23 protein-coding genes and 1 riboswitch are annotated in these 24,226 nt (G+C 46.8%); of the genes, 17 read left to right on the top strand and 6 right to left on the bottom strand.

All coding sequences use genetic code 11. The features are described 5' to 3' along the window. Window positions 1-115 precede the first annotated feature (115 nt). The 5 genes from MHH92_RS25130 (at window position 116) to MHH92_RS25110 (ending at window position 5,936) form a co-directional block, all read left to right on the top strand. Complete coding sequence (locus MHH92_RS25130) at window positions 116-2,065, top strand: peptidoglycan D,D-transpeptidase FtsI family protein (protein WP_340907033.1); 1,950 nt, start codon at window positions 116-118, stop codon at window positions 2,063-2,065. 238 nt (window positions 2,066-2,303) lie between these two features. Next, entirely contained in the window at window positions 2,304-3,248 is a 945-nt protein-coding gene (locus tag MHH92_RS25125) for a metal ABC transporter solute-binding protein, Zn/Mn family (RefSeq protein ID WP_051446911.1), read from the top strand. Window positions 3,249-3,279: 31 nt separating this feature from the next. Beyond that, on the top strand, window positions 3,280-4,101 hold the full coding sequence (locus MHH92_RS25120) for a metal ABC transporter ATP-binding protein (protein ID WP_244898219.1): 822 nt from the start codon (window positions 3,280-3,282) through the stop codon (window positions 4,099-4,101). Window positions 4,102-4,104: 3 nt separating this feature from the next. Continuing rightward, a complete protein-coding gene (locus MHH92_RS25115) occupies window positions 4,105-5,064 on the top strand; it encodes a metal ABC transporter permease (RefSeq protein WP_340907031.1) in 960 nt (319 codons plus the stop codon). Continuing rightward, window positions 5,064-5,936, top strand: coding sequence for a metal ABC transporter permease (locus tag MHH92_RS25110; RefSeq protein ID WP_047841304.1), 873 nt, complete (start codon window positions 5,064-5,066; stop codon window positions 5,934-5,936). The genes MHH92_RS25115 and MHH92_RS25110 overlap by 1 nt, the downstream gene beginning before the upstream one ends. 149 nt (window positions 5,937-6,085) lie before the next feature. Here MHH92_RS25110 and MHH92_RS25105 read toward each other — a convergent pair whose 3' ends face one another. Further along, window positions 6,086-7,219 carry an SMP-30/gluconolactonase/LRE family protein gene (locus MHH92_RS25105; protein WP_340907029.1) on the bottom strand — a complete coding sequence of 378 codons (1,134 nt, stop codon included), beginning with the start codon at window positions 7,217-7,219 and terminating at the stop codon, window positions 6,086-6,088. A gap of 447 nt (window positions 7,220-7,666) precedes the next feature. Between MHH92_RS25105 and MHH92_RS25100 the strand changes: the two genes are divergently transcribed. The 4 genes from MHH92_RS25100 (at window position 7,667) to MHH92_RS25085 (ending at window position 11,604) form a co-directional block, all read left to right on the top strand. Further along, window positions 7,667-8,362: a TetR/AcrR family transcriptional regulator gene (locus MHH92_RS25100; protein WP_340907026.1), complete on the top strand. Its 696-nt coding sequence runs from the start codon at window positions 7,667-7,669 to the stop codon at window positions 8,360-8,362. Window positions 8,363-8,669: 307 nt separating this feature from the next. Continuing rightward, a complete protein-coding gene (locus MHH92_RS25095) occupies window positions 8,670-9,419 on the top strand; it encodes a Cof-type HAD-IIB family hydrolase (RefSeq protein WP_253503170.1) in 750 nt (249 codons plus the stop codon). Window positions 9,420-9,473: 54 nt separating this feature from the next. Then, window positions 9,474-9,914 carry a DUF456 domain-containing protein gene (locus MHH92_RS25090; RefSeq protein WP_047841365.1) on the top strand — a complete coding sequence of 147 codons (441 nt, stop codon included), beginning with the start codon at window positions 9,474-9,476 and terminating at the stop codon, window positions 9,912-9,914. A gap of 61 nt (window positions 9,915-9,975) precedes the next feature. Continuing rightward, a complete protein-coding gene (locus MHH92_RS25085; RefSeq protein WP_340907023.1) occupies window positions 9,976-11,604 on the top strand; it encodes a putative polysaccharide biosynthesis protein in 1,629 nt (542 codons plus the stop codon). Window positions 11,605-11,803: 199 nt separating this feature from the next. Here the strand turns inward: MHH92_RS25085 and MHH92_RS25080 are convergent, their stop codons facing one another. Continuing rightward, window positions 11,804-13,090 (bottom strand): DUF2515 family protein, encoded by a 1,287-nt coding sequence (locus MHH92_RS25080; RefSeq protein ID WP_340907022.1) that lies wholly within the window; start codon window positions 13,088-13,090, stop codon window positions 11,804-11,806. Window positions 13,091-13,232: 142 nt separating this feature from the next. On the opposite strand from MHH92_RS25080, the gene MHH92_RS25075 reads away from it, so the two are divergent. From MHH92_RS25075 to MHH92_RS25050, 6 genes are all read left to right on the top strand, one after another. Continuing rightward, on the top strand, window positions 13,233-13,577 hold the full coding sequence (locus tag MHH92_RS25075; RefSeq protein WP_017692403.1) for a thioredoxin family protein: 345 nt from the start codon (window positions 13,233-13,235) through the stop codon (window positions 13,575-13,577). Between the two features lie 481 nt (window positions 13,578-14,058). After that, entirely contained in the window at window positions 14,059-14,997 is a 939-nt protein-coding gene (locus MHH92_RS25070; protein WP_340907021.1) for a COX15/CtaA family protein, read from the top strand. A gap of 204 nt (window positions 14,998-15,201) precedes the next feature. Further along, a complete protein-coding gene (locus MHH92_RS25065; RefSeq protein ID WP_047841300.1) occupies window positions 15,202-15,918 on the top strand; it encodes a Cthe_2314 family HEPN domain-containing protein in 717 nt (238 codons plus the stop codon). 129 nt (window positions 15,919-16,047) lie between these two features. Further along, a riboswitch (SAM riboswitch) is annotated at window positions 16,048-16,189 on the top strand. 126 nt (window positions 16,190-16,315) lie between these two features. Continuing rightward, window positions 16,316-17,350, top strand: a complete 1,035-nt coding sequence (locus MHH92_RS25060) for a methionine ABC transporter ATP-binding protein (RefSeq protein ID WP_100529773.1) — start codon at window positions 16,316-16,318, stop codon at window positions 17,348-17,350. Continuing rightward, window positions 17,351-18,010, top strand: a complete 660-nt coding sequence (locus tag MHH92_RS25055; RefSeq protein WP_036673326.1) for a methionine ABC transporter permease — start codon at window positions 17,351-17,353, stop codon at window positions 18,008-18,010. A 75-nt stretch (window positions 18,011-18,085) separates the two neighbouring features. Further along, window positions 18,086-18,925, top strand: coding sequence for a MetQ/NlpA family ABC transporter substrate-binding protein (locus MHH92_RS25050; protein WP_340907020.1), 840 nt, complete (start codon window positions 18,086-18,088; stop codon window positions 18,923-18,925). A gap of 123 nt (window positions 18,926-19,048) precedes the next feature. Here MHH92_RS25050 and MHH92_RS25045 read toward each other — a convergent pair whose 3' ends face one another. Next, window positions 19,049-20,047, bottom strand: a complete 999-nt coding sequence (locus tag MHH92_RS25045; RefSeq protein WP_340907019.1) for a DUF2167 domain-containing protein — start codon at window positions 20,045-20,047, stop codon at window positions 19,049-19,051. Window positions 20,048-20,220: 173 nt separating this feature from the next. On the opposite strand from MHH92_RS25045, the gene MHH92_RS25040 reads away from it, so the two are divergent. Beyond that, window positions 20,221-21,000, top strand: coding sequence for an SDR family oxidoreductase (locus tag MHH92_RS25040; protein WP_036673331.1), 780 nt, complete (start codon window positions 20,221-20,223; stop codon window positions 20,998-21,000). A gap of 138 nt (window positions 21,001-21,138) precedes the next feature. Here the strand turns inward: MHH92_RS25040 and MHH92_RS25035 are convergent, their stop codons facing one another. Beyond that, window positions 21,139-21,384, bottom strand: a complete 246-nt coding sequence (locus tag MHH92_RS25035; protein WP_017692412.1) for a NifU family protein — start codon at window positions 21,382-21,384, stop codon at window positions 21,139-21,141. A gap of 78 nt (window positions 21,385-21,462) precedes the next feature. Between MHH92_RS25035 and MHH92_RS25030 the strand changes: the two genes are divergently transcribed. Then, window positions 21,463-21,717, top strand: a complete 255-nt coding sequence (locus MHH92_RS25030) for a YuzB family protein (protein ID WP_036605750.1) — start codon at window positions 21,463-21,465, stop codon at window positions 21,715-21,717. Here MHH92_RS25030 and MHH92_RS25025 read toward each other — a convergent pair. After that, on the bottom strand, window positions 21,714-22,775 hold the full coding sequence (locus MHH92_RS25025) for an NAD(P)/FAD-dependent oxidoreductase (protein WP_339185801.1): 1,062 nt from the start codon (window positions 22,773-22,775) through the stop codon (window positions 21,714-21,716). The two genes, MHH92_RS25030 and MHH92_RS25025, sit on opposite strands and share 4 nt — an antisense overlap. 240 nt (window positions 22,776-23,015) lie before the next feature. After that, window positions 23,016-24,122, bottom strand: coding sequence for an aminofutalosine synthase MqnE (gene mqnE, locus MHH92_RS25020; protein WP_047841294.1), 1,107 nt, complete (start codon window positions 24,120-24,122; stop codon window positions 23,016-23,018). Window positions 24,123-24,226 lie beyond the last annotated feature (104 nt).

Genomic DNA, 24,226 nt, shown 5'->3' with positions numbered 1-24,226 from the left:
ATGAGAAAGGATTAAATATAGGATTGAACGCGTTCACAAGACGGATTAAATATTTTATTTTTATAGAGGAACGGGAGAGGCTTAAAACATGTTTAACCGATTGAGGAAGAAACCCATGACTGAGGAAGATACACCCGTCAACAAGCCTTCCACCGCAAGGCTGAATCTGTTTTTTTTCGCGGCATTTGTCATATTCAGTATCCTTATTTTCAGATTAGCCTTTGTGCAATTTGTCGAGGGTCCTGAACTGACGTATATGGAAACGAGTCGTAATACCAAAGACATTCCACTCGCACCTGTTCGTGGTCCCATCTATGATGCGACAGGGGAAGTCGCGCTCGCTTATTCCGAACCTGTACAGTCCCTCTATGTGCTGTTATATGAGGATTATCGGAATGATGAACGTAGACAGGAAGCAGAGGAACTGGCTCATGATCTGGCGGCTGTGTTTAAGCAGTTTAATCCAGGGGACAAAGAGCAGCCGGATGCGGAAGAGATCATCAAACGATTGGATCTAAAATCTCAGAAGGCACATGGGTATACCCCTCGCCTAGTGAAGTCGGATCTAAACACGAAAGAAATTGCTTATTTTATGGAGAAGAAGGCGGAGTATCCAGGTGCCATGGTACTGGAAGAAAACATTCGAAAATATGATCCGGATGGAGTTGCCGTCCAGGTGATTGGATATACAAGAGAGTTCAAAGGTCAACAGGAAAACTTGGATAAATATATAGAAATAAGCAAGGCGGAGGCAACAGAACGTGATCCTGGACTGCGCTATACCCAGCAAGAAAAAGTGGGGGTCGATGGTCTGGAATTACAATATCAGGAAGAGCTTCGTGGACGTAGCGGTTACCAGTCCATTGATATTAATTCACGTAATTTGCCAGAGGGCACGATGAAACAGACTCCGCCAGAGAAAGGCTACAGTCTGGTTTCCACCATTAACAAGGAAATTCAGATGGCCACACAAGAAGCAATAACGGACGAATTACGAAGACTCCCTAAGGCAATTACCGGATACGCAGTAGCCATGGAAGTGGATACGGGGAATGTGGTGGCTATGGCGAGTATGCCGGATTATGATCCGAACGATTGGGATTATGACAAAATCAAATATGTGTTCCGGAATGGAACCACCGAGTCGTTCCCACCGAATGATGACAAGCCTAGTCGGGCGGAATCCGTTGTACTTCTTGGATCAGTAATCAAGCCGCTAAGTGTGCTTATTGGATTAAAAGAGGGATTATTTACAGCAGGAGAGACCTATCACGATCAGGGATATGCGGTTTTGGGGAAAGACGGGCGACAAGTGAAGAACTCGCATTCTGCTTATAATGGTTCTATTACGGCGAGAAGAGCGATTGAGAAATCCTCCAATGCCTTCATGATTGATATGGTGGGTAAACGTTTGTTACGTAATTATGGCTCAGAGAAAGGCATCGATGTCTGGCACAAACACATGCAAGAATTTGGCTTGGGTGTCTCGACGGGAGTAGATTTACCTAACGAGTTCTTGGGTCGGCTGGAATACAAAGAAGATCATGAATCAGCTCTAACACGTTTGGCATTTGCCTCCTTTGGACAGCAAGCCAAGTACACCACGATGCAACTCGCCCAATATACGACCATGCTTGCCAATAAGGGCAAACGAATGGAACCGCATCTGGTGAAGGAAATCCGTGACGCGGACGGCAATGTGGTGAAAGAGATCAAACCTAAGGTGCTTAATGAAGTTGATTTTGCCGAGGCGCACTGGAATGAAGTGCACAAAGGAATGGTTACCAAAGTAAGTTCATTTGACGGTTTCCCATACGATTATGCACGGAAAACAGGAACATCAGAGCAGGGGACCGGACCGAACAAAAAAGAGAATGGTGTGTTTATTGCCTTTGCACCACGAGATAATCCGAAGCTTGCTGTAGCTGTTGTTGTACCGGAAGGTGGATTCGGATCAGTCAGTGCTTCACCAATAGCACGAAAAATTTTCGATGCATACGATGAAGTGTATGGTCTCGATGGAACGCCGAAAGGTAAGAAAGACGAAGGGAAAGACAAAGAGTAATGCAAAAGAAACGCGGCAGATGTAGCCCTTTTACCATCATATCTAACAGGTTAATGAAGTGAACAATATATGAATTTGGACAGGCAGGGGAAATAATCCCTTGCCTTTTTTTTTGGCTTCGGATAAAATTTGCACAAGGGAAACATTATTAGTCTTGATTAAAACTTAATACCTTGTACAACAAAATTAGATGTAGACAAGTATTTTAGGAGAGGGAAAGGGGACGGTTGAATTGTTAATGGTGAAAATGAGGAGTATTCAGAGGGGGTTCATTACGCTAGCCGCTCTGGTTCTGATTGTTGTACTTACGGCATGCTCCAGTGATGCAGAGACAAGCAGTGATGGCAAGCTACAAGTAACCGCTACAACAGGAATGATCGCTGACGTAGCACGTGAGGTAGGCGGGGCATATGTTGATGTTACCGGGCTAATGGGCCCGGGCGTTGATCCCCACTTGTACAAGGCATCCCAAGGTGATATTCGCAAGCTGGAACAAGCAAAAGTCATTTTCTATAATGGACTGCATCTTGAAGGCAAAATGACAGACATTTTGGAGAAAATGTCCTCAAGCAAGCTGGTTACTGCTGTTACAGAGACTATTCCAGTCGAGGAGTTACACTCAGGCAAAGATACAGGCGGCACCGAATATGATCCACACGTCTGGTTTAACGTCAGCCACTGGATGCATGCGGCAGAAGCCGTACGCGATACGCTCGTGGAGGCGGACCCGGACCATGCAGAAGAGTACAAGGCTCAGGCAGAGGCGTATCTGGCGAAGCTCGAAGCACTGGATGCAGAGGTGCGTGAGAAGATTCTGGAGATTCCGGAAGCAAGCCGGGTATTGGTTACGGCGCATGATGCATTTGGATATTTCGGTCAGGCTTATGGCATGAAAGTGATGGGGCTTCAGGGCATCAGTACTGCAGCCGAATACGGAGCAAAAGATGTTAGCGAACTGCGGGATTATCTCGTAGATAACCATATCAAAGCAGTATTTGTTGAATCGAGTGTACCTGCAAAAGCGATGGAAGCCATCATTGCCGGAGCAGCTCAAAAAGGACATACAGTCAGCATTGGTGGAGAACTGTTCTCGGATGCCATGGGGGCTGAGGGAACGGAAGAAGGCACATACATCGGTATGATTCGCCATAATGTTGAGACGATTGTAGAAGCCCTGAAATAATGAATCACATGAAGAGAGGAGTTACAGGATTATGGAAGATACAACTTTATTGGAACAAACTCCTACGAAACTGAACAACAGTCACTTGCAGGGAACGCAGCCAACATCGGCTCCTCTTAGTGTGAGGGATCTGGCTGTTGCGTATCACAAAAAGCCGGTGCTTAGCAGCGTATCCTTCGACATCCCTGAAGGACAACTCATCGGAATACTCGGACCGAATGGTGCAGGGAAATCGACCCTGATCAAAGCCGTTCTGGGACTAGTACCGAAGATGCATGGAGAGGTACGGATCTTCGGACAATCGTACAGGGAACAACGTCGCCGCATCGGTTATGTGCCCCAACGGGAATCGGTGGACTGGGATTTTCCAACGCATGCACTCGATGTAGTGATGATGGGACGGTATGGTCATCTAGGCTGGTTCCGTCGTCCGGGGAAAAAGGAGCGAGACCTGGCGGCACACTGCCTGGAGCAAGTCGGCATGGGTGATTACATGTACCGCCAGATCAGTCAGCTGTCCGGTGGACAGCAGCAACGTGTCTTTCTGGCGCGGGCACTCGTGCAAGACGCAGATCTGTATTTCATGGATGAGCCGTTTGCAGGTGTGGATGCCACCACAGAGAAAGCGATCATTTCGCTTTTGGAACAGTTGAAGAAACAAGGCAAGACGGTACTGGTCGTTCACCATGATCTGGCGACAGTCGAGGAATACTTCGACCATGTGCTGCTACTCAATGGACGACTGGTGGCAGGTGGACCGACAAGTGAAGTATTTGTACCGGATACACTGCAAGAGACGTACGGAGGCCGGATTGCGATGATCGGAAGCCGGACGGAGAAAGGCCAGGTGTAGTGCATGTGGAACTGGATCGTTGCCATCTTATCTGACCCCAATACACGTTGGATATTGCTTGGCTGTCTGTTGTTAGGATTCAGTAGCGGGATTATTGGCTCCTTCACCTTTCTTCGTAAACAGAGCCTGATGGGGGACACCCTTGCTCATGCTGCTCTGCCCGGGATCTGTATTGCATTTATGTTGACGGAAACGAAGTCGGTCGGATTATTCCTGTTCGGTGCTCTGGTGGCTGGCATTGTTGCTACCTTCGGAATCTCGTGGATTACGCGCTACTCCCGAATCAAGCAGGATGCGGCGATGGGAATTGTGCTGACCGTCTTTTTCGGGGTTGGTGTAGTGATGCTGACGCGCATCCAGCATGGGGCGAGCGGAAGTCAAAGTGGACTCGATAAATATTTGTTTGGGCAGGCGGCATCCATGGTCATGACGGATGTGTATGTCATGGGTGGCGTATGTCTCGTATTACTGATTGCCTGTCTTGCCTGGTTCAAGGAATTTAAACTGGTGAGTTTTGACCCAGGCTTTGCAAGAGGTATGGGACTGCCAGTTGCCATGTTGGAGCAGCTCATCCTGCTCTTAACGGTAATCGCGGTGGTGGCCGGAATACAAGCCGTTGGTGTCGTGCTTGTTGCGGCCTTGCTGGTAACCCCAGCAGCAGCGGCACGTTGCTGGACCGACTCACTCGCACTGATGGTGGTATTGGCTGGCATATTTGGTGCATTGAGTGGTGCAACAGGGACTATCTTCAGTACGCTTGTACCTAATCTGCCGACAGGACCTGTAACCGTTCTTGCGGCTACGGTGATGTTTGCCGGGTCAGCCTTACTGGCTCCGCGTCGTGGATTATTAGCTCGACGGTTGCGTAGTATTCAGGCAAAGTCGGCATATATGCGTGAAGAGCGAGCTACACTTCAGACTCTCGCCACACAGCGAAATCAGCAGGAACGGGGGGAGATGTAATGGCAACGTTTTGGATTATCTTAACGGCCGTATTGGTATCTTCCGCCTGCGCCATTCTCGGTTGTTTTCTGATTCTGCGGCGAATGGCTCTGGTCGGTGATGCTATCAGCCATGCGGTTCTCCCCGGTATTGCGATTGCTTTCCTGTGGAGCGGTTCGAGAGATTCATTGTGGATGCTACTTGGTGCAACGGTGTTTGGACTACTGACGGTGTTCTTCATACAGAGTTTGCAGGCGGGTGGACTGTCGTCTGATGCTTCGATCGGAATTGTGTTCACAGCACTCTTCGCAGTAGGTGTTATTCTGATTAGTCTGAACGCCCAGCATATTGATCTGGATCTGGACTGTGTCTTGTTTGGTGAGATCGCTTATGTACAGTGGGATACACTAACCCTTGGAGGTACGGATGTCGGGCCGAGGGCGGTCTGGATGCTGGGTATTACTTTGCTAGTCATCCTTGTCGTCATTGGGCTGTTCTACAAACAGTTTAAGCTATGTGCCTTTGATCCGGCGCTGGCTGCGGCCTGCGGCATTCCAGTAGTGCTGTTCCACTATCTGCTCATGGGACTCGTTTCGATGACGTCCGTAGCTTCATTTGAAAGTGTTGGTTCGATTCTCGTTGTGGGCATGCTGATTGTACCTGCGGCAACGGCTTACCTGCTCACAGATCGTCTGGGCAAAATGATTCTGTATGCCGTCCTAATCGGAGCAGCATCCTCGGTTGGAGGTTACATCATGGCATACGCCCTGGATGCTTCCATTGCGGGCTGCATGGTAGCTGTTGCTGGAATTTTATTTGTTCTTGCACTGCTGCTGTCACCGAAACATGGCATTGTATTCCGTTACGCTCGTCGCAAATTCGCGGCACGTTAATTGATAGAGATTGTTAGCCGCCTGCTTTGCAGGCGGTTTTTTTGATTGGACTGTGAACGAAGAAAAATTCAATAGCAGCCCCTGCTGCTGGAGTGAGCTGTTATGAGGATGCCTAAAGGTGGCAATGAGGTAGAAGAATATAACAATCCTTACGGTTTCAAAGGCACCCGATGAACCCCTTGGCTTCCTCCCGGTGCGGTTCCGAGATATAAATACTTCCCTTGGCTTACGGCCGTGGTGATGCCATACAATGTTCCTTCCGGATCATGCCAACTACTAATAAGCTCTCCTTCTGGTCCATATTCTGCAACAAGTCCGTGTTTCACTGGGGCACTGGCTCCATTTAACAAGGACTGTGGAACTTTGGACATCGTCGCTGCTAACCAAGGGTGACTATGCATGTAATCGGCAAAAGACAGACGGGTTGTAAATACCCCTATCCAGAAGTGTCCCTGTGCGTCACGGGTGATGTTGTCCGGAAACCCAGCCAGATTCTCCGCAAAAATATCAGAGGTGCCTTGTTTGGGGCCCTTTAACCAGTACCGGGTCAACTGATAATGATACGATTCTGCGACTAGCACGAAGTCTTCTTCGGCAGACAGTACGACCCCATTGGCAAAATATAAATCCTTAAGCAGAACGGTCGTCTGCTTGGTCAGTGGATCATATTTCAACAATCGTCCATGCGGTTTATTCTCGGCAATTTCTTTGAACATGACTTTGCCATAGTTAGAGGTATCGGAGAAATAAATCGATCCGTCTTGCGCGATGTCCAGTTCGTTCGCCAGGTAGATCGGCCCCCCATCTACTTCAGTGGTTAGTACTTCGATGTTTCCGTTCGGGTCAATGGACAGGAGCCCTTTCTGAATATCCGCGACAATCAAATTTCCGGCAGCATCAAATTTCAGGCCGTTAGGTGTTCCATGGGTATCAGCGAATACCTCTGCTGGCTGTGCCTTGTCCTCGGCGTCAAAGGTTACTCTGTAGATTTTGCCGTCAGAGTCACCCGCATACAGTCGCCCTTCTTTATCAAAAGTGATAAATTCCGGGAACTTCGTGCGGTCTGTAACCAATTCAGCTGAGCTAAGTTTGTTGTTCTCTTTCCAGGGACCCTCCTTCTCAAAAGAAGGAGCAGCAGGTGCAGACCAAACAGCGGGTTCTACCGGGGCGGGCATTAGCAGGAATACAACGATTCCCAGCACAATTACCCCTAGCAGGGTCAGGCTCCATCTACGAATTTGTTGACCAGTGGATCGTTTGCGTTGTTTTTGTTCTGTTGACATATTAATCCTCCTAATAGTGTTTCTGTTGTCCTTTGTCATAGCGTGCAGTTAGATGCCACTACATGTTCCGGCGTGTCCTTCGCACCGACAGAGGCGTTCTCCCCCTGTACCACTCACGTTGAGAGAGTTATCTTCGTCCAGCCTGGCACAGAAATAGCAATTGCACGCCACGGTTACGATTCTTCCACCCAAAGAGCATTAAATAATACGTTGTTTTTTTAAAGAAACAGTGTTACCTTAACTCCAAAAAAAAATGAAAATTTAAAAATGAGCATGAGACCATTTTTGGTAACACTGTTTCTTATGAGAATCATAGTAACCAAAAAGAAACTGTTGTGTCAAATTATTTTTTTATCATGATGACTTCATTGACAACTTTTCTGCAAATGGTTAGAATGCCTGTTAGAAGTCGGAAACTTTGTTTCCGGTCAGAAACGTGATAACTAAATGAAGGTGATCCTTATCAGTAACGAAGACAAGCCCTCACCATCTAAGGGGAGGGAATTAAAAACATATCAGCAAGCTCGCCTGCAAAACACGGAAAATCTCCGTAAGCTTGTGGTTGATGCGGCTGCAGCCATTTTGCAGGAAGAAGGGCCTGAGGCTGTTACTGTACGCAGAGTATCGCAAAAGATGGGCTGCTCCACTAAGATCATTTACAGTTTGTTTGTTAATAAAGAGGGTCTGGCCCAGCAGTTGTATCTGGAGGGCTGCAAATTGCTCGCCAAGTGTTTGGATGAAGTGCCGCCGTCCTCTGACTTCTTGCAGCATTTACTGGATTTGGGGGAAGCCTTCTGGCAGTTTGCGCAGGATTATACCAGCTACTATAAGCTGATGTTCGGAGGGGCTTTTGCCGAGTTCAAGCCGGATGCAGAGAGTATGCAGGGAACGATGACTGCCATACACCGCTTGCTGATTCTAATTAGCACTGCCCAGCAGCAAGGACAGATTTCGGACCAGGAAGAGACCGAAACTCTTGTCAGTACTATATGGGCATCGCTGCACGGTGTAATCCACCTGCATATAGGCGGGTTCCTTGGTGATGTAAAGGCAGCCCATACCGTATATAAACAAACCATGAATTTGATGTCCCAATCCTTGTTTGCAGTATCCAAGCCAGACAGAGGAGCGGACAGGGGATAATGGATTAAATCTTGGCTACGGGTTAGGCTGGGAAAACAGGTAGAGTGAAAAAGGTTAAGCTAAAAACGGTTCATCCTGTAGGGGGTGGATCGTTTTTTTATTTAGGAAATTATACATTACATAAAATGTGATAACTTCGAAGTGTAATCCTGAGCGGGTTATTTTGTTGCATACAGATGATCTGTGGTAAAATGTCGTTAGCTGTGACGTCCGGAGCGTCCGTTGTTACGGGTGCCGGGCGATCTTGTTGTGAGAGAATGTTTAAAATTAGGGAGAAATAGAGAGACAATCTAGGAGGAACTACTGTATGAATGAACTGAAATACAAATTGCTTGCATTGGATATGGATGGAACATTGCTTAACGATAATCATGAAATTACACAGGAGACGGCCAAGTGGATTCAAATTGCCATTCGTCGGGGTGTACATGTGTGCCTTTCCACAGGAAGAGCCGTATTCCACGCGATGCCTTATGCAGTCCAGCTTGGACTGGAGACACCGATGGTTACTGTTAATGGTAGTGAGGTCTGGAAAGCCCCGCATGACCTGCATATGCGTCATCTGATGGACCCGGCATTGATTCGCAAAATGCAGGAGATTGGTGAGAAATATAACAGCTGGTACTGGGCATACTCCGTGGAAGAACTCTTCAATCGTGACCGCTGGACGGACAACATTGAAGGTCTGGAATGGTTGAAATTCGGCTTCAATACGGAAGTGGATGAAGTGCGTCACCAGATCATGATGGAACTGCAACAAATGGGCGGTCTGCAAATGACCAACTCCTCACCCGTTAATATTGAGATCAACCCTGCCGGCGTATCCAAAGCCAGTGGTGTAGCCGAAGTCTGCAAGCTGCTGGGCATCGAGATGTCCGAAGTTGTTGCTGTCGGAGACAGTTTGAATGATCTGGCTGTCATTGAGGCCGTGGGTCTTGGTGTAGCGATGGGTAATGCGCAGGAGCAGGTGAAGGAAGCGGCTGATCTGATCGTAGCGAGTAACAATGAAGACGGCATCGTCGAAGTGATCCGTGAACATATTTTGAAGGGGGAGTAACCTTTGCTCGCAACCGTTGCCTGGATTTTAATTGTGCTGCTGTTTGCAGTGGGGATGGCTGGAACGGTATATCCCATACTGCCTGGTGCTGTAGCGATTTTCTTCGCGTTTCTGGTCTACGGCTGGTTCTTCAGCTTTGATCCGTTTGGTGTGTGGTTCTGGATCATTCAGATTCTGATTGTTGTTGTGTTGTTTGTGGCTGATTATGTCGTCAGTGCATGGGGCGTGAAGAAGTTCGGTGGCTCCAAGTTATCAACAACGCTGAGTACCATTGGTGTTATCATTGGCCCATTTGTCATTCCGGCATTTGGACTGGTGCTGGGACCATTTATCGGTGCATTTATCGGGGAACTGATCGGAGGGTCTTCACCTTCCAAAGCGTCGAAAGTTGGATTTGGTTCCGTTGTGGGGCTATTTACGAGTACTGTGATGAAAATTATTTTGCAAATCGTCATGATTGTTCTCTTTATTATCTGGGTGGTAAGATTCGCCTAAACGTTCAGGATTAGCTTCAACGGGATGCACGTCCGGTGTGGAGGAAAGAAGGGGAATTCGTTTGTCTAAGAAAGAAACATTCATTAGGGGTACGCTCATACTGGCGGCCGCTGCACTGATCGCAAGAGTACTCGGATTGGTTCAACGGGTGCCGCTGGAGCATATCCTCGGCGATATCGGTAACGCATCGTTTACGATCTCCAATACGGTATATTTAATGCTGTTAACTGTAGCAACGGCGGGCATACCGAGTACTCTAAGTAAAATGGTATCGGAACGCTATGCGCTCGGACGCGCGGGTGAAGCTCAACAGATCTACCGTGCAGCCCTGATCTTTGCCGCTGTTGCCGGGGTAGTCATGTCTGCTTTGTTGTGGTTCGCGGCACCTTATTATGCTACGTATGTGTCCAAAGTACCGGAGTCAGTCAGCGCCATTCGCGCCTTGGCTCCAGCCTTGCTGCTCTTCCCGGCCATTGCAATGATGCGTGGATATTTCCAGGGACGCGGCAACATGACAGCGGGTGGTATTTCACAGATCGTGGAACAGTTCGCCCGTGTAGGTACAGCCGTTATCGTGGCTTATGTCATGCTGCAATGGAATTATGATGACCAGACGATTGCTGCGGGTGCTTCATTTGGTGGGGTATTAGGAAGTGTGGGTGCCTTTGGTGTCATGCTGTATTTCACCTTGAAGCTGCGTCGTAGCGACCGTGCAGCGCAATTGAATTACGAGCGTGCAGAGCAGTTACCGATGCGAGGTATCTACAGTGATATCTTTAAGCTGTCTATTCCAATTGTGCTGTCTTCACTTGCGGTTCCAGCCATTAACTTCATCGATTCATCCCTTGTGGTACCACTGCTTAGTGGCCAGATCGGACTCGAAGAAGCGACTGGTGTACTTGCGATCCTGGGTGCGAAAGCCCAAAGTATTGCGGGTATTCCTCCGATTCTGGCTATCGCTTTGAGTCAATCATTGGTGCCTGTCATATCGGCAGCATTTGCCCGCAAGGATGAAGCGCATCTGAAGAGTCAGGTTACACTTGCGTTGCGCATTTCAATTCTGACAGGTATGCCGATTGTCATTGCTCTTTGTGCGGCAGCGTATTCGGTCAACGGATTGCTGTTTACCAATCTGGATGGAACGCCGATCATTGCCTTGTTAACATTCGGTACCATTTTCCAGATTACGATGATGACCACCAACTCTATTTTACTAGGGGTAGGGAAACCGCGGATTACGATGATCAGTGTCGCAGCAGGTGTTGTGATCAAACTGATCGCAAGTCTGATTCTGGCGCCGATCTTCGGCATTTACGGCATCATTATTGCAACGGCCCTCTGCTTCTTGGTCATCACGTACCTGAATCTGCGGGTCCTTCGTAAAATCGTTGATTTCTCCATCATGGGAGATCGTTGGAAAGGATTTATCATTACAGTGTTGCTTGCAGCAGGTGTAGGATTTGCAACGAACTGGATTGGCAATACGATCTTTGGACTGTTCCTGCCAGCGCGTGTATCCTTCTTGCTTACCTGCCTTGTGGTTGGTTTGCTTGTTGTGGTGGTGTATCTGGTTCTCATGGTTGTGCTGCGTGTACTGCGCAAGGACGAGCTGGGCAGTTACCCCCGTATTCTGCAAAAAATTCTTCGTCCACTTATGCGTCTTCAACGTGGAGCTGGGCAAAGAGGTTAAACATGCAAGGAGCATCATCCATGCTCCAATATTTTGTGAAAATAGGATACAGGCTCTGTCTGCTGTTTAGCGGACAGGGCTTTTTGTATAGTTAAGGAGAGTTGAGCGACTGAACTCGACATTAGCCCAGCAAGCGAGGATTAGCGGTACATCGGGTATCACATCATCCGTCTTTGCCTGCTCTATATGATTTTTAGCATTAGTGTGTGATGGCCTTGGCATCATGAGCCAGTGCTGTTTTCAGCATGCCATACCGGTGTTCGTGACTCATCTCAAACAGCCATGGCCGACGCGGTACCGTCAGATAACCGAGACTATCCCGAGTCTGAAGCCAGTCATGTCTGGTGATCGGTTCATAAGGCGTGTCCCCCCATACGGAGAGCAGTTCCGGACTATATAATCGTTGCCCTTCTGGAAGCCATTCTTCATCCATTAGCTCCTGAGCATAAAATGTATGTTCCCCTGCCTCGTCTGCACGATTGGTAAACAGCCCAGGCCAATATTCAGCGCGCGAGCCACGATGGGGAACCAAGCGTGCGAACTCCAACACTTGTGTGTGTACTTGCTCCACGCCAAACAACAGGGCATATAGCCCTTTGCCAAACATGATTCGCTCATCCAGTTTGCCAAAATGTTCAATGACGCGTCCTGCGAGTCCTGCCCCCCGTCCAAGAGGAAAGACGATATGATTCAGACCGGCCAGATTATGCAGATGGAATGCGGGTTTGGATAGTACCTCTTTTTGAAAATAAGGATGTTGCACCACCCGGCTCTCGATATAGTTCTGCTCATTAATAATTAATGCCACACTTAGCAGTGAACTGCATCGTTCCAGCCAAAAGCGTTCCCAAAACGGCGTCATAAACGCCGATACGTGAAAGTGCGACAAGAGATGGAAACAGCTACGTCCGATCCGGCGACTGTTCATATACAGCAGAAGCTGTGGATATGCATCCTGGAAAATGAGTGCATTGCACCGCTCCAGCAGCCGATACATATGCTCGCGATCGCTTTGATTCTGTAGATTATGCATTAAGTCACTCTGAAGATCTGTCATGTGATATCCGCCGTTGCGAGAGACCATATGGGCCAGTAGTGCCCAATGCAGTTCGGGATATTGCTCATAACATTCCAGATAGGCTGCCGTGCGGGTGATATTACTCCGATTGTGCTCCTGAGTCAGTGTCTTAATCTCTTCCAGAATGATGCAATCTTCTTCGCAGACGAGTGCGCTTTGAACCTGGTCCGTGCGTGTAAAAGATTTGTTGCTGGTAGGTAACAAACGCTCCACCTCAGACTGTAAGGCAGCTGCCGTATCGGTATCCCACTCGATGTCACGCAATGGGTGACGAAGCTGTGCTGAAGCTTGCCATGCAGCCTGTTTGCCACGCCAGATTTCACGGGCAGCACCCGGAATGGAACGGACCATCTGCAGAAGGGACCCGTGATGTTGTTCGCTGGAAGAATCGGTTCTGGTGGAAGTCATGATGTGACATCCTTTCATGATGTTCTGGGTTTAATTTCACAGACTATGTGGTTTACTCTAAGTATGCGCTGATTATTTGACTTCCACTCGCCAATTTGCTTCACTTAGGGTAAGACAAGGTACAGAAAGGGAGATGAACTGAATGGAACAGATTACTTCCAAACCGGCTTTTGATGTAGCCATCCAATCCCCACGTTTGACGATTGCCGTATTCAAGGCAGACTGGTGTGGTGACTGCAAATACATCGATCCGTTTATGCCTGAGGTTGAAGAGAAATATGCACGTGAACTGACCTTGATTGAGGTCGACGTGGATCAGGTTGGAACCGTTAGTGAAGAGCAGAATATTCTTGGCATTCCGAGCTTTGTGGCATATACAGATGGCCGCGAACTCGTACGGTATGTGAACAAGCTGCGCAAGTCGAGAGAAGAGATTGAGCAGTTCCTGGATCGCGCAGTTGAGGTGTACAACACGATCCATAAATAATGTTATACAAGCTCAACTTTTACACAGGCACTCCGATGACAGAATAACCTTCCGATCGCTGTTATCCCCAGATTTCTTTGATCCCTTTTATAAAGGGGAGAAATCCGGGGATAAAGGCGAACGCTCCGCTTCTTCTGGTTATTTCTGTCCTCTCCGTTATTGTGTAAATGTTTCATGAACTTATATAAAAGTATGACAGGTTCATGTTGTAAAAGGGTATAATAAAAAGAACGCCATTTCTCTTGAAATAGGGAAATGGCGTTTGTGTGTTCGACACGTTCTATGTAAGAAACGTTTCTGTACATATCCTAAATGACCTGCGGGTCATTATTTCACCAGACGTTAACATTTTGTCACAAAGCGCGACGTCAATGAACATTTTATCCGGTATAATGAATTTAGTTGTGAAATAAGTGTCAAAGTACCGAAACAAGCGGAGAATATTCTTCGCCATCTTAAACCAACAGCGGGTGAGAAAAAATTGAAACACTTAACTTTGTTTAAATGGTTAACCGTATTAACCTGTCTTGTCATGTTTCTGGCCACTTTTGGTGGAGGCATCGTAACCAAAACGGAATCGGGCCTTGGCTGCGGAACAGAATGGCCTTTATGTAACGGAAAACTCGTTCCCGCACATACTGTGGCTTCACTCATTGAATATTCCCATCGCGCTGTAAGTGCACTGGCTGGACTGTTGTCCATTGCCTCGTTTGTTGCTTTTCTGCGGTTTGGCAAGTCACGCCGTGACCTGCAATTGTTTTCTTTCTTAACTCTGGTATTTGTTATCGTCCAGGGAATCATGGGGGCTTTTGCCGTTGTCTTCTCCCAATCTTCAGCAGTCATGGCACTGCATTTTGGTTTTGCACTGATTGCTTTTGCCAGTTCTCTAATGATGACGCTGGGCATAAGGCAGGAGGCCAAAGATGGCGGATTGGAGCGCCTGAATAAATACCCTCGGGTTAGCAAAAAATTCAGGAATCTGGTCTGGTTCTCCACCATTTACACATATCTCGTGGTATACACAGGTGCATTTGTGAGTCACACGGATTCTGCCGGCGGATGTTCTGGATTTCCGCTTTGTAACGGTCAGATTATTCCTGAGCTTTCGGGTGGGGTAGCGGTTGCTTTTGCTCACCGTGCAGCAGCTGCGTCGCTCGTGATTGTTATCGCAATCCTGGGTCATTTCGCTTACCGTAATCATCCGGACAACAAGGAAATGCGTACTCTGGGTGTGGTATCCGTTGTTCTTATTCTGATGCAAGTAGTCATTGGTATTTTCATGATGGTGACAATGAACCGTCCGGAAGTATACATGTTCGTAGCTCTCGCACATATGCTGGATATCGCCATATTGTTCGGGGTTTTAACCTATATGAGTTTCCTGGTGTACAAGCTGTATCGACCGGTTAATCGGTTCTAAGAGATATATCCATTCTTTATTCAAAGGTAATTGGGCTAAATATGAAAGTCCACCATCCAGTGATGTACATCATTGGACAGGTGGACTTTGTTTGATGTCAGGGGGATCAGGGCAACCTATGGCAAGCAGCAATTACACGGAATGGATGATGTGTTACGTTTACGGTGATGAATTCTTGTTGATTTGGAAAAGAGGAGGTTAGACATGCTGCGAACGTTGTTGGGGGAAAAGCCACGTATAAACGAAGGTAAATTGAAGGCAGCGATGGACGCAATGGCGCATACGCTTGAGCTATTTCAACGACAAATGCATGTGGACCATGATCCCACGCATGACTATCGGAAACTGTATGTGTGGACTCAGGGACTCATCTCCTCACTGGATGAACTGGAGCAAAGCTGTTTCGCTGCTGCTCATTTTCGCAAAAAGGTCGTTGCAGGATCAACGGATGATATGACGGCGACTGAAAAAGCCGAGTATGCTCGGTATGTGTATTTCTACAAAGATGGCTTTATCCGCTGCTTTGCCATTCTGGATAAAGTCGGCACGGTATTAAATGAAATATTCCAGTTGAATACTTCAAATACCAAAGCGCATTTTTCTTATTTTACTGTGTTAAGGCAGTTCGACTATGCGAGGGAACATCATGATCTTGCATTGCAATTAATACAGATCAAGGACTCTTATCGTGAACCGATGAGCAAGCTGCGCAAACGACGTAATATGGAAATTCACTACATGAACTCAGAAATGCACGATGACCTGTGGCAGTTACACCAGACCTTGCAAGGTAAAGTGAAATTGGAGGATCTGAATCAGCATGTGCAGGAAATGCGTCAGGGCGTGGATATGGTCTGTGAAACGTTAACAGCCTCTTATAGTTATATCAATAAAATATGGAAAAGAAATAATTCCCTTTGACAAATCGGAATACTTGGAATATACTGAGTTTCAATCGAATGTTACATGGATATAACTGATATTTCGGAAGTTACGTTCACATTATAAAGCATAAACTACATGAACTTATAAAATCCTACAACAACATATTTCTTATCGAGAGCGGCGGAGGGACAGGCCCGATGAAGCCCGGCAACCGATTTGTAATGACATGATACATGTATCATTCGTTATAGATGTTAGGTGCTAATTCCTACAAAATGGTGCAAGACACGATTTTGGCAGATGAGAAGGTATATTCTTTCACGTGAAGAGCCCTCTTTGTATCTGCAAAGGGCTCTTTTTTTGTACTTTAAGGGGAGTTTTCCTTTAGATCGGGTAAAGATACATGTAGGTGGTTGGAAAGGGGCAAGTGCGATTGATTGAATTAAAAGGTTTAACGAAAACGTACGGCAAAGGGGCAAAATCTACAACAGCGTTATCCGAGCTGAATTTGAGCATCCAAAAGGGTGAAATCTACGGTGTGATTGGACATTCTGGAGCGGGCAAAAGCACATTGATTCGCTGCATTAATTTGCTGGAACGGCCTACGGAGGGTGAGGTATGGGTCGACGGAATCAACCTGACTGAACTGAGCAAAACCGAATTGCAGCAACAGAGACGCAAGATCGGGATGATTTTTCAACACTTTAATCTGTTATCTTCGGCAACGGTATATGACAATGTAGCTTTTCCACTAAAGCTTGTGAATACACCCAAGGATGCCATTGATCGCAAAGTGAAGGAAATGCTTGCACTGGTTGGTCTGGAGCACCACAGCAGCAAATATCCGGCTCAATTATCTGGCGGCCAGAAACAACGTGTAGGGATTGCGAGAGCACTTGCAAGTGATCCAAATGTACTTCTCTGTGATGAGGCTACTTCGGCACTTGATCCGCAGACGACAAATTCAATCCTGAAGTTATTACTCGATATTAATGAAAAGTACAACCTTACGATTGTGCTGATTACACATGAGATGCATGTCATTCAGAACATCTGTGACAAGGTGGCTGTCATTCATCAGGGCGGCATTGTGGAACAAGGACCTGTAACAGACGTGTTCCTGAAGCCGCAGCATGCGATTACGCGGGACTTCATGATGCGTGACCATGAAGCTGGACTTGCTCTGGAAGAGACCGCTCTGGCAAATGCAGGCGTTGAATTGCAGGCAGGTGCTGCTTCCAAACTTGTGAAGATATCCTTTCTGGGTAACAAAACGTATGAAGCGATTTTGTCTAGAACGGTACGTAAAACAGGCGTGGATTTTGCCATCCTGCAAGGTACAATCTCTACGATCAAACAGGTTCCTTATGGGCAGCTGACCGTTCGGTTCGAGGGTGATTCAAATGCGATTGATCGGACGATATCAGAATTAACCGCTGAGGGACTTGATGTGGAGGTGCTTCGTTAGATGGATTTTTCAACCGTACGTTGGGAAGAGGTTGGTAAAGCTTCCATAGAGACACTGCAAATTTTGGGTGTATCAGGCTTGTTTACCGTTATCTTAGGTTTACCGCTCGGAGTACTGCTGTTCATGACAGCCCGATCTGCTTCGATTAAGTCACGGGCAGTGTACACTATACTATCCCTGATTGTGAATATTTTGCGCTCAGTCCCATTTATCATATTGATTGTTGCTCTTATTCCATTCACTCGTATACTCGTCGGTACAGCTACGGGGGTGCTCGGCGTTATACCTCCTTTGGTGATTTCAGCAGCTCCTTATTTTGCTCGTTTGGTGGAGACGACGTTGCGAGAAGTTGATCGTGGTGTCATTGAAGCGGCACAGTCGATGGGTGCATCGACCGGACAGATTGTAAGACGGGTGTTACTGCCTGAGGCACTGCCTGGACTGCTTGCTGGTATAACGATCACCATTGTTACGCTCGTCTCCTATACGGCGATGGCGGGCATGGTTGGCGGTGGAGGTCTGGGAACACTGGCAATCAACTATGGATACTTCCGTTATCAAAATGAAATTATGATCATATCCGTAGTGTCGATGATCATACTAGTGCAAATTCTCCAGATGGCTGGAGATCGCTTGGTTACATTTTTCACCAGGAAATAACACATAGATAACATGATGGTTATGCAATAATGCGGATGCCACATGACAAAAATGATTAGAGAAGGGGTTTTACACATGAAAAAATGGTCTTTTGCTCTACTTAGTCTTATGTTGATTGCGGTTCTCGCAGCTTGCGGAAACAACAAGGACGCCGATAGCGGCGCAGACAATTCAGCAGGTGCACCTCGTACAGTTGAATTGAAAGTTGGAGCTTCACCTACACCACACGCAGAGATTCTGGAAAGCATCAAGCCTGAACTGGAAGCACAAGGTATTCGTCTGCAAGTCGTTACATTCAACGACTATGTTCAACCCAATCAGCAACTTGCTGACAAAAAATTGGATGCAAACTTCTTTCAGCACCAACCTTATCTGGACACAGAGAATAAAGAACGTGGATTCAACCTCGTTTCTGTAACACCTGTTCATGTTGAACCTTTTGGCGGATACTCCAAGAAGATTAAGTCTTTGGATGAATTGGCTGACGGCGCAAAAGTAGCAATTCCAAATGACCCATCCAATGGTGGACGTGCTCTGTTGCTGCTTGCTAAGGAAGGTATCATTACGCTGAAAGACGACACAAATATTACATCTACGATTCAAGATATCACAGCCAATCCGAAGAACCTGGATATCATCGAGCTGGATGCAGCTATGATGCCTCGTCAATTGGATGAAGCAGATCTGGTATTCATCAACGCTAACTATGCGCTTGAAGCGAACCTGAATCCAGCGAATGATGCTTTGCTGATCGAAGATCTGCAAGGTAACCCATACGCAAACATCCTCGTTTCCCGTGAGGACAACAAGGATGCAGATGCAATTCAAAAACTGGCTGCTGCTTTGCACTCCGAAGAAGTAAAAACATTCATCAAAGAACGTTATAAAGGTGCAGTTGAACCTGCAACTGAATAATTCATGATATGTATGATATGATGTGAAGCTTTTAAGAATAAGCCGTATATCTCTTCAGAAGAGATATACGGCTTATTTTATGTTTCCTAAGTCTGTGCTGACGTGGGATCAATAAGGGAAGGGTTAGAGCTTATCTTGTTTCTCCGCGTTGGAGTGATGCCCAGATTGGCGGTAGTAGGATAATTCATTCTGATCAGCATACTGCTGCTCATCTGCTTCTTGCAGGTACGTTCTCTCGGAGGGAGAGAGTGTTTCTTCTTCTCCGTGTGAGCTTTTGATCTTGTATCTGATCCAACCGATTAACCCAAGGACGACAACGAGGATCAAAGCCCATCCTTTTTTGAGCAAAAGAAGAGCACTGAATTTCTGGGAAGCTGTGTACCCGATCCCGCCCATCAGAAGACTGTTGAGCCCTATAGTGGATGTTTTGTCAGTCGAAGCATTGTACTCCTCATAGGTGTATCCTGCATTGATGCTAAGCTTATGAAGTACGGTTTCCTCGAATGCCTGACGGCTCTGTTGAAAGTTAGCCGTATCTGTAACCAGAATGGCTGTGATGTACCCTTCGCGTGTCAGGAGTTTTACATTGTAATTGACCATGGCTTGCTGATCAGCATTCTTGAAACCAAGGGAGTAAACCAACTGATGTTTGGTACTGTCATATGCCGGTTCGATTTCCCACCCCGTTACGTACGTTCTATATTCAGGATCAAGTTCTCTGTTATCTTCTTCTGTGCCTCGGATATAACTGCTTAACAGTTCTTCAGCACTCAAATTCTGATCGTCATCATGAATATGACCTGTTTTCACGTATTCAAACACAACATACCACGAGCCGAATTCGCTATTGCTGGTTAGGCTTCCGATTTCGTTCCCATTAGGCTTTCCATCACTGTTAAGTATCGAGCGTTGGGTATTGGGCTTATCCAGATAGGAATGGCTTTCAGGGACTTCCAAGGTGGCCTTACCATCCAGAGAGACAGATGCTGGTCCAATAATCCAATCGTACTCATCAGGTGCTGGCTCATTCTCACTTGCCGCTGATACCTGTAAGGCACTAAAGACTGTGAATAAACTCAACATTAAAAGTGTAAGAAATGCTATCCATCTTTTGTTCTTCATATACATGTAGAGGTCCTTTCGGGTTATATCCTCGACAGTACCATAGGTGTTTGATTTCAATCAAGATATATTTGGAATTAAAGGTGGATAATCCCTTGTGGATAAGCGAGTTGTAGGAGGACGATAAATCTTTTATACTGGATAGTGACTGCTCTTTGAAGAGGGGGATGAACGTGAAGGGAAAGATTGCCCTCATAACGGGAAGTGCCAAAGGTCTTGGTAAAATGACGGCCCTCAGTCTGGCAGATCAAGGGTGTCATATTGCCCTCAACTATGTACACAGCAGAACAGAAGCTGAGGCTTTAAAGGCTCAGATTATAGCCAAGGGTGTGCGGTGCATTGCCATCCAGGCTGATATATCCAAGGTGGAAGATATCTCTTCATTGGTTGAGCAGGTGGAAGGCAACCTGGGCAGCATTGATATTTTGGTGAATAACGCAGGTCCATTTGTCCGTGAACGACGATTATTTGCGGAATATTCTGAAGCTGAGGTCCAGATGCTTGTGCAGGGAAATCTGTTGGGACCGATGTTACTGGATCAGCGTGTATTGCCAGAGATGAGACGCAAGCAATGGGGACGCATTATCCATTTTGGCTTCAGTCATGCTGGAGAAGCGAGATCTTGGCCTCATCGCGCCGTATATGCGGCTGCCAAGGTGGGTCTGGTATCTTTTACAAAGACACTCGCGGTTGAAGAAGCTCCGTATGGAATTACGGTTAACATGGTATGTCCAGGTGACATTCGTGGTGCGAACAAAGAGAAAACGATTGATGAAATGGCAGGCATCACCGACGAGGAAACGCCAAGAGGGCGCCCAGGCAGCGGTGAAGATATTGCACGAGTGATTACGTATCTGTGTCTTGATCATTCCGATTTTATAACAGGTAACATTATGGATGTATCTGGAGGACTTGATCCGATTCGTCCGACTATACAGCGCGAGGATACTTAAAAGGTGAATTGAAGGATTGTACGTGGAAACGGGTCAAGGTGACTGTGAACATGAATTCTCTGCATATGCACACAAAAAAAGAGCCCTCCGCTTCATGCGAAGCGAAAGGCTCTTGAGGTTTATTTCGTGAAGGATTGATTAGAATACTTGTACGACTTCTTGTACACCCTCAACTTCTTCGAGAAGGGCACGTTCAATCCCGGCTTTTAAGGTAATGGTGGAGCTTGGGCAACTGCCGCAGGCACCGACCAGTTTCAGCTTAATAATGCCGTCTTCCACGTCGACCAGTTCCACGTCACCGCCATCGCGTTGCAGAAACGGACGAAGTTTGTCAAGCACATCAATTACTTCATCATACATGGTGCTTTGTGCGTTTTCGCTCATTTTTTTCAACTCCTTTCCCCTATATTATATTACAAATGGCCACAAATTAAAATGGTCAAACAAAGCAGGTGAACCTATATGAGACCGATTATTGAATTTTGTGCCAATAATATGCATTTTGGCACAGATGAAGTCATGGATCAACTGGAAGAAAATCCAGACTATGATGTGATTGAATACGGCTGCCTCACCAACTGCGGCCAATGTTCTATGACTCCATTTGCACTGGTGAATGGTGAAGTTGTCATCACGGACAAAGTGGAAGATCTATATAACGCCATTCTGGCCAAAATTGCCGAAGCCGATGTCTGGGACGAGCTGGATCTCGACTAACCGAGATGACGCTTGGACATCCAGAGCACACCACTTTTCAAAATACGAGGTACACGTCCCATCATGGACGTTTTGCCCATCAGCCCAAACCCAGACTTCTTGCCGAGTGCACCCAGTGTGCCACGAAGCTTGAGTGGATGTGGATTGGGCTTTTCGCCTTTCCAGAGGGCATGCTGAATATGGGCGATCTGTTCACCCTGTACTTCCGCAGCTTGACCGCTAGGTGCATAAGGTACACTGGCACAGTCACCAACGACATACACATCGGTATATTCCGGGATTTGGTAGTATTCATTCAGGACGACACGTCCTTGAGGGTCTTTGGTTACGTCCAGATCCTGTACCACTTTTACGGGCTGAATGCCTGCAGTCCACACGACAGCATCCGTTAGAATCTGTTCATCCCGGTTATAGATAGCATTAGGTTCAACACGTGAAATGGCGATATGCCCGCGTGTCTCTACCTGATGTTCGTTAAACCATTCATGCACATACACGGATAGACGTTGCGGGAAAGCAGATAATACACGTTCACCACGATCCAGAATGCTGATGTTTAGATCGGGTCTGCTCTCACGAAGTTCGGCTGCCATCTCGACACCACTTAATCCGCCGCCTACGATATGCACATTGCCATAGGCTTTGACTTCATTAAGGCGAAGGTAGGTCTCGCGTGTTTTGCTAAAGCTCTGAATGGTACAGCTATAATCTTCGGCGCCTGGCGTGTTGTGGAAACGGTCTGTACAACCAAGTCCAATGACAAGTTTGTCGTACACGAGCGCGTCTTGGCCTTCAAATTCAATCTGACGCTGTTCCAGGTCAATCGAAGTAACTTCTCCATAACGGTAAGTGACTTTATCGCTCACTGGAAATTGGATACGCAGGTCATAATCAGATACGGTTCCTGCTGCGAGTGCGTAATATTCTGTCTTTAATCCCTGAAAGGGGCTGCGGTCCACCAAAATAATTTGTGTATCGGATGGAATTTTACCTTCCAGAAGTTCCTTGATGATGGTGAGGCCGCCATAGCCGCCTCCAAGAATGACGAAATTTTTCATGACTCGGCTTCCTTTCTGCATCAGTCCCACTGAAATGGGGCTGTAAACTGTGGAGCAGCTATGCAATAACATAGCTGCTCCTTTTGTTATGATTTGAATAATTGAAAAGTAGATATTGAAAATTGAAGATATTAATCAGCAGTTTGCACCACTCGAATTCAAACGTCTCCCTATAATGAAAGCTGCGTTCTGGAGTGGTGCTGGTGCTGGTGCAATATTGGTTGTGAATGGAGTTATATCCTATTCGTACACTTGAATTTCATTGTAGAACGTATCACGTTCTACCGGAATACGTCCTGCACCTTTAATGAGCCATATGAGCTCTTTACGTGTAAGGCCTTCAGGTGTGAGTGCACCTGCCGCATGACTAATCCGTTCGCGAACGATTGTGCCGTGTGCATCCGAAGCACCGAATCCAAGGGCAACTTGAGCTAGCTGTGGACCGATGTTAATGAAGTATGCTTTGATATGATCGATGTTATCCAGCATCAGACGGCTGATCGCAATCGTTTTGAGATCCTCATAAGCCGAGTTACGACGCATAATACTCGCGTTTTTACTTTTTGGCTGCATGGAAAGTGGGATAAAGACCATGAATCCGTTGGTCTCGTCTTGCAATTCACGGATTTGCACCATGTGGTTAACGCGGTCCTCATAGGATTCAATCGATCCATACAGCATCGTTGTATGGGTACGCATGCCCAGGTTATGAGCAGTGCGGTGCACCTCAAGATAACGATCCACGTTCGCTTTGTCTACACGCATTTTTTTGCGATATTCATCCGACAGAATCTCAGCGCCGCCACCAGTCAATGTTTTCAGACCTGCTTTTTGCAGCTCCTGCAGAACTTCCTTAATACTGAGTCCGCTGATGCGAGTGAAGAAATCGATCTCGGCTGCCGTGTAGGCTTTAAGCGTAACATCCGGATATTTCTCGTTTAAAGCACGCAGGGAATCGACATAATACTGAAAAGGAACATGGTTGTTATGTCCGCCTACGATATGGAACTCACGTACGCCTGGATGAATATGCTGTTCCACATAATCGATCATTTCCTGACCGGATAATGTGTAGGAGCCTTCTTCACCCTGATCTTTGCGGAAATTACAAAAAGCGCAGTGAGCTTCACATACGTTTGTAAAATAAAGACTCATGTTTTCGATGAAATATACTTTCTTACCATTTTTCCGCAAGTTGGCCTCATTGGCCAGCTGGCCCAAAGTCAGCAGATCATCTGTTTCATACAGATATACGCCGTCTTCTACGTTCAGCCTTACGCCGTTCTGCACTTTCTCAACGATTTCAGCCATTCTTTTGTCTGTGAACGGTGTTACCAATGTAGACATACTGTTTCCTCCTGTTCTTAACCGGATTTGAGTTGTGTGTAGGATCTGCATACAGAACTACATAGCAAAGATGCGGTCAACTGCCGCCTTCTTATATGGACTAA

This window comes from Paenibacillus sp. FSL M7-1414, from assembly GCF_038003195.1.
GTDB classification, from domain to species: domain Bacteria; phylum Bacillota; class Bacilli; order Paenibacillales; family Paenibacillaceae; genus Paenibacillus; species Paenibacillus amylolyticus.
This window is presented reverse-complemented; position numbering and strand designations above follow the sequence as displayed.